This is a genomic window from Sphingobacterium sp. UBA7625, from assembly GCF_002484085.1.
In the GTDB taxonomy this organism is placed as follows: Bacteria; Bacteroidota; Bacteroidia; order Sphingobacteriales; family Sphingobacteriaceae; genus Sphingobacterium; species Sphingobacterium athyrii.
Genome location: NZ_DLJD01000001.1, coordinates 1 through 6786, shown reverse-complemented (window position 1 = coordinate 6786; position 6786 = coordinate 1). Strand labels below are relative to the sequence as shown.

The window sequence follows — 6786 nt, the reverse complement described above, 5'->3', positions numbered from 1 at the left end:
GTCAACATCCCCGGAATATGCAGTTGACCGGATCAAGAGTATTTTTAAAATTGGTTTCCCTTGCTTTTTGTAATTTGCCAAGTCGATTAGAATTTTTAATTCTTGTTCTCCACTTTTGTTAATCCCAATGTCAATGAAATTTGGAATTGTATTTCCGAAGAATTCAAGACCTCTAAAAACCGGATAATCATTTATTGATATTTCTGTTGGATAATAAAAAGTTGGTTGAATACCATAGTTACTCTTATCCGCATTGTATTTTAGTTTATCCAAAAGTTCTGTCTTATTTTCCTGGCCTTTGCAAGAAATAAAAGTCAATAAAACTATTATAAATAAATAATATTTTTTCACAAGTCAATTTTTTAGATAACGTTTTGAGTATTGCCGAAGGTGGGGATTCCGAAACCGAACCTTTCAACTAAAATACAAATTTCTATCGGAGTACAAAATGTAGATCATAAAATGCAGAGAACAGAAATCTTAACTCAAAATCAGGTCATCGGATTAATAGAATTTATTATTTCAGATTCTAAAAATGAACTTTATGAATCTTATTCCGATATGGAAAAAGAAATTATTAGATTTAGTAATTCAACAGAATTTTATGATTATCTTTTAAAAGGAATTTTAAATAATGTAAGAAATTTCACATTTGGAATTTATAATCCAGCATCAAAAGGTAAATTTAATATTTCAAAAATAGAATTAAATCCTAAATATTGTAAGGGAAATACTTATCGCTATAGAATTGATGGCTGGGCTATAATCTTCATAGATTTGAAATTAGTAACAAACTCAAATGATGTTGAATGCCGTGTATCTGTAAATTCTAAAAAAAGAGCTGAAAATTGGTTACATACAAATCCTGAATTATGGGATTGGAAGAATGTTGAAAGCATTACTCGAAAAATAATAAATAAATTAAAAAACTACACACAATCATCATCTGTCTCGTGATGACTTCAACAAACGCTTAATGTACGGACCAAAAGTGTCTTAGACCACGAAGTCCAATTTGCAAATAAGCTTATTCCGACGTCGCGAGCATCTCTAAACCAAACAGTTCTAGGCGAAAAAAATACTTGTTAATTTTTCGGTTGTAGATCGATTATAACACCGGTAAATTTGTTCTATAATCATAGGTAATTGTATGGAATTAAGTTTTGAGCAAATGTATCAGGCAATACTAGACAGAGATATCAAGTATGAAGGTGTGTTTTTTACTGCTGTGAGGACAACAGGTATTTTTTGTCGGCCTTCTTGTACCGCAAGGAAACCAAAACCTGACAATATCAAATTCTTTAAATCGACTAAGGAATGTATCCTTCGCGGCTACCGCGCATGTAAGGTATGTCATCCACTTGAAATGTTGAGCGAGACGCCTTCCTATATCAAAAAGATTATCACCGAGTTATCCGCGGATCCAAGCTTAAAATTTAAGGACTACGATTTACGTCAGCGTGGTGTCGAGCCCCATCAGTTAAGACGATGGTTTTTGAAAAATCACGGCATCACATTTCACGCTTATCAGCGAATGTTCCGGATAAATTCAGCATTTAAAAAGATCCAAAACGGTGAATCTGTAACAGACGTCGCTTTTAATTCAGGATACGAATCACTTAGCGGTTTTGGGGATTCTTTCAAGCATATTTTTGGAGTTTCTCCTAAAAATAGCAAGAAACAAAACATAATTGATCTAAAAAGAATAGAAACTCCCTTGGGTACGATGTATACCTGTGCTGTAGCCGAGGGTGTATGTTTACTTGAGTTTACAGATCGAAAAATGTTGGAAACAGAGCTTAAACATTTAGCGAAAACGTTGAACGCGACGATTGTCCAGGGGGACAATCCCCATTTTACTTTGTTGGAAAGGGAACTTAAAGAGTACTTTGAAGGAAATCGCAAAGAATTTACAGTACCGCTATATAGCCCAGGAACAGACTTTCAAAACAGGGTATGGGAAGCGCTTAAAAATATTCCCTATGGCGAAACCAAAACCTACAAGCAACAGGCAATTGCCATAGGCAGCGCAGATTCGGTACGGGCGGTCGCAAACGCGAACGGATTGAATAAAATTTCGATCTTAATACCCTGCCATCGTGTTGTTGGAACAGACGGAAGCCTGACTGGATATGGAGGCGGTATCTGGCGTAAAAAATGGCTTTTGGAATTGGAGAGCAAAAAATCCTAGGCACTCCATTTATCGATCTACAATACTAATCCTTTAATCTTATGAAAACTGTTAACAAATGGTTTGCACTTTGCGTAGTGCTTACTGCACCCTTGCTATACGTAATTGATATCTTTATTATCAATATCGCAATTCCGACCATCAAGACAAGTCTAAACGCTTCTGATGGTGAAATACAATTAGTAATAGCCTCATATTTGTTAGGAAGTGCCTGCTTTTTGATAACGGGAGGACGAGCCGGCGACTTTCTAGGTAAAAAGAGGGTTTTCTTATGGGAAATGCTGGCATTCACAATCACATCTTGCATTTGCGGATTATGCCAAAATGCGACACAATTAAATATTTCACGTTTTTTTCAAGGCGTTAGTTCCGCATTTATGGTAACTCAGTCTATTTCATTAATTCAAGTTTTGTTCACAGATAGTAAGGAAAGAGCAGTTGCAATTGGGTGGTATGGTATAACATTAAGCATAGCTGCCATTATTGGACAAGTTTTAGGGGGATATTTAGCAGAGACAAATTTCGTAATCGAAGGCTGGCGATTAATATTTTTCATTAATTTCCCTGTTGGCATATTGTCTTTACTAGCAATACATTTTTATCTGGCCGAGACACCACTATTGAAAAAAGTGAAGTTTGATTACAAAGGAGCTTTGTATCTGACAATCGGATTGGCTTGTATCATCTATGCTTTGACTGAAGGCAGAGAGAATGGATTTCCTTGGTGGTTCTATACGTTAATTCTATTGTCCATCATATTTCTGGCTAGCTTTATTGTCATTCAACAAAGAAAACTTGCACGCAAACAAGATCCTTTGATTGATATCTCATTATTCAAATTAAAAGATTTTAAGGTAGGATTATATGCCGTACTGTTTCATTTTATGCTTCATACTGCTTATTTATTGATTGTTGCTGTTTATTTACAAAGTGGATTGGGTATATCAGCTTTAGCCTGCGGTATGTATTTTGTTCCCCATGCTCTTCTATTTATGATTTCATCAGTCTTTGCGGGAAAACTCCTACCTCGATATGGTAAACGTGTTCTTCAGTTAGGACTGTCTATCATCTTAGTATCATTTATTTTACAAATAATATTCTTTTCGCACAGGGACCTTCCATTCATTTCTATGCTCTTGATAGGAGTGTATGGATTAGGCAACGGTTTAGTTCTTCCATTTCTATTGAATGTTGTTTTGGATAATATTGAGGAAAAAGATGCAGGTGCTGCTTCTGGAATATTTTCTACATTTCAGCAGACAGCTTCCGCATTAGGAATAAGTATCATCGGTGGAATTTTTTACTCGATTCTGGAACATGAATATTTCAGGAATGATTATCTTTTTGCTCTGCAAGTAGGGTTGTCGGTAGGCATTTTTTTTCTGATCATGGTGTGGTGGATGTTATCAAAATTACCTTATTCTTTTAAATCTGAAAAAGCATCCTTACATAAATTAGAATAAAACCATCGAAGTAGCTCAAAGCACATGTAGATTTTAGCGCAATGTGAATTGTAAAGCGGTATCCGATAAAGGAAATACGGCTGAAAGAAGCATATATATGCACTTCATAAAATTTGTAAAGTGTTAACCCAAAAATAAGCTGTTGTTAAGCTTATATTGTTAATACTACCTTTATCCTGAGCTAATATTAGCTTCTTTATTTTGGCGCAAATTCAAGATAATGATACCTATTAAGCTACCTCAATTTAAGAAAACAGCCCAGGTTACCTTAGCATTGGCATTACTAAATGCAGCAAGTGTTGACATGGTTTGGGCAAATCTAACACATGAAATTACTAACTTTGAAATGGCTGATCAGTCTCTCATTAAGGGGATTGTCAGAGACCAGGATGGCAAGGCCATAGACGGTGGTACCATCATTAACGAAACAAGCAAACAAAGTACCCGTACCGATTTTAATGGTCAATTTAACCTGAAAGGAAAGACTGGGGATCAAATCCGTATTTCTTCGCTAGGCTATAAAACGGTCACAATAACGGCGACAGACAACCAGCTTGAAGTTGTTTTGGAGAAAGATAACTCACAGTTGGACGAGGTTGTTGTAACCGCAATTGGGATTAAGCAACAGAAAAAGCAGATCGGTTATGCTACGCAGGAAGTTAAACTGGATGTGCTCAAGGAGTCTAAAACAATGAACATCGGTACGGCTTTAACAGGGCAGGTATCTGGGTTAATTGTAAATAATCCAACAGGTATTTTCCAAGCACCATCTTTTCAATTACGTGGGAAAACGCCTTTAATTGTTGTTGATGGTATTCCTGTAGAATCTGATTTTTACGATATGTCAAGCCAAAATATCGAGAACATCAACGTTTTGAAAGGAACGGCAGCTTCATCTTTGTATGGATCACGCGGTAAAAATGNNAGTTTTGGGATGGTGCTGATGGGGGAATCTCTGATGGCGATATGACCTGGGGCCCGAAACTGAATTCTGGCATAAAGGTGGCTCAATGGAATAGCCCTATTCGTGATAAACAAACTGGCGAGGTGATTCCTTGGTGGGGAGATGTCAGCGGAACAAAGTATAACGATAAGTCGCGTTATGAAAGGGTACCGATTGACTGGGTGGCACACAACAATTTGGAGGACTTTCTCGGTACAGGATTAATCACGGAGAACAATGCAACACTGTCTTACCGATCAGAAAAAGTCAGCATATTTGGAACTGGAAAGTATGCTTACCAAAAAGGCCAGGTACCGAACACCAAGCTCTCTACAGGTGGATTGAACCTAAACACTTCGTATCGATTTACGCCCGAAGTACAATTGGATCTTAACCTCTCCTATAATAAAGTAAAGTCTCCAAACTATCCAAGATATGGATATGGGCCCAAAAATCACATGTATACGATTTTACTATGGATGGGGAATGATGTAAATGGACAGGAACTAAAGAATCATCTCTATATTGCAGGGCAGGAAGGCTATCGTCAGGCGAACTATAATTATGCATGGTACAATAACCCTTATTTTGCCGCCAATGAATTAAATCAAGTATATGATCAGGATATTTTGCATGGACAGACTGCCCTGACTTGGCGTATTTCTCCTGAATTTACGATAAAGGGCCGTGCTGCTGCTAGACAGAAGAATCTGTTCCAAGATATGCAGAGCCCCAAATCGTATATGAACTATGGCGATTCCCGAAATGGTGATTATAAAAATTGGGACAGTAAACAGCTTAATTTTGATGCGGATGTGTTAGCCACCTATATTAAAGAGTTGTCTGATGATTTTGGATTAACTGTCAACGCAGGTTCCTCTACCTTCAAACGCGATTATCGGGAACTTTATCAAACGACAGATGGTTTGGTGGTTCCTTTTGTCTACAATTTGGGAAACACGCAAGGACCCGTAAAGGCTACCAATACAACCACTGAGAAAATAATCCGAAGTGCCTATGCATCTGTAAACTTAAACGTATTTAAGTCCACATACTTGAATTTCTCAGGCAGAAACGACTGGTCATCGGCACTTTCAAAAGCAAATCAATCTTTTTTCTACCCATCTGTCTCGTTGAGTAGTGTGATTTCCGATTATTTTAAACTACCCCAGCAAATAGACTTTGTTAAGCTGTATAGCTCATGGGCATCCGTATCTTCTGATTTGGATCCTTATAGCATTGCTGCCACCTATAAGAAAGATGTCACTTATGGTTCGACGCCGTCTGTGACTTATCCCGCAGGAATTATAAATCCTGATATCCTTCCGCAGCAATCAATCTCATTGGAAGTGGGAGCTTCAATGGCCTTGTTTAGAAATAGAATTTCGGCAGATGTCACCTACTATAATGTTGTCGACAAAAATCAGATTATAGACTTAAGTGTTTCTGGGGCCTCAGCATTCACATCGCGCAAAGTCAATGGAAATAAATACCGTACCAAAGGTCTGGAAGTTTCTTTAACGGGAAATATCATTAAAAGTGACAAATTTGCCTGGACCTCGACCGTAAATTGGTCGCGTGCGGTACAGCGTCTGGAAGAAATTTATAATAACCAGGCTAAATACGGAAACTTAAAAAAAGGAGATCGTGCGGACAGTTATTACGGAACGGTCTGGGAGAAATCCGCTGATGGTGAGGTTATCCTAAATCCGAATACCGGGATGCCAACTAAGAATCCTTTCCCACAATATCTGGGCTATTTCCAGCCGGATTGGCAATTTGGTTTTGCAAACCNNTAGAAAAAATGTGGTGGGGTGGTAAACATCCATCATCTGTTTTGTATCGCCAGGAACAGTACGACGCTGGAAAACCTGTGTTTGTACCTGATGGCGTGATTGTAACAGGTGGAGAGCTGACTCGCGATGTGAACGGCAATATTACTTCGGATACACGTACCTATACCGATAATACCAAGGCCGTTGATTGGCAGGCATGGAGCCAGAATTATCCGTATCAGGCGCGTGTGACGGAAGCCGAAAGTAAACTTTTTGCCAATGTCTTTGATCGTTCATTTGTGAAATTGCGTCGGCTTTCGGTAAGCTATGACGTCAATAAGGTATTTAAACTAAAGCAGCTTACTGCTTTAAATGCATCGCTATTCGGATACAATTTAGCCATGTGGAAGAAAG

5 protein-coding genes and 1 pseudogene are annotated in these 6786 nt (G+C 38.0%); 5 read left to right on the top strand and 1 reads right to left on the bottom strand.

The features are described 5' to 3' along the window. A partial coding sequence (locus tag B4G94_RS00035; protein ID WP_286856395.1) for a hypothetical protein occupies positions 1 to 351 on the bottom strand: 351 nt, incomplete at its 3' end. A gap of 111 nt (positions 352 to 462) precedes the next feature. Between B4G94_RS00035 and B4G94_RS00030 the strand changes: the two genes are divergently transcribed. The 5 genes and pseudogenes from B4G94_RS00030 to B4G94_RS00005 form a co-directional block, all read left to right on the top strand. Further along, the gene (locus B4G94_RS00030; RefSeq protein ID WP_286856394.1) at positions 463 to 957 is read left to right on the top strand and encodes a hypothetical protein; all 495 of its coding nucleotides are present in this window, start codon (positions 463 to 465) and stop codon (positions 955 to 957) included. A 193-nt stretch (positions 958 to 1150) separates the two neighbouring features. After that, the gene (locus B4G94_RS00025; protein WP_286856393.1) at positions 1151 to 2191 is read left to right on the top strand and encodes a bifunctional transcriptional activator/DNA repair enzyme AdaA; all 1041 of its coding nucleotides are present in this window, start codon (positions 1151 to 1153) and stop codon (positions 2189 to 2191) included. 41 nt (positions 2192 to 2232) lie between these two features. Then, positions 2233 to 3654: an MFS transporter gene (locus B4G94_RS00020; RefSeq protein WP_286856392.1), complete on the top strand. Its 1422-nt coding sequence runs from the start codon at positions 2233 to 2235 to the stop codon at positions 3652 to 3654. Positions 3655 to 3874: 220 nt separating this feature from the next. Then, the gene (locus tag B4G94_RS00015) at positions 3875 to 4624 is read left to right on the top strand and encodes a carboxypeptidase-like regulatory domain-containing protein (RefSeq protein ID WP_286856391.1); all 750 of its coding nucleotides are present in this window, start codon (positions 3875 to 3877) and stop codon (positions 4622 to 4624) included. 1777 nt (positions 4625 to 6401) lie between these two features. Continuing rightward, a pseudogene (locus B4G94_RS00005) lies at positions 6402 to 6786 on the top strand (hypothetical protein); the annotation flags it as partial.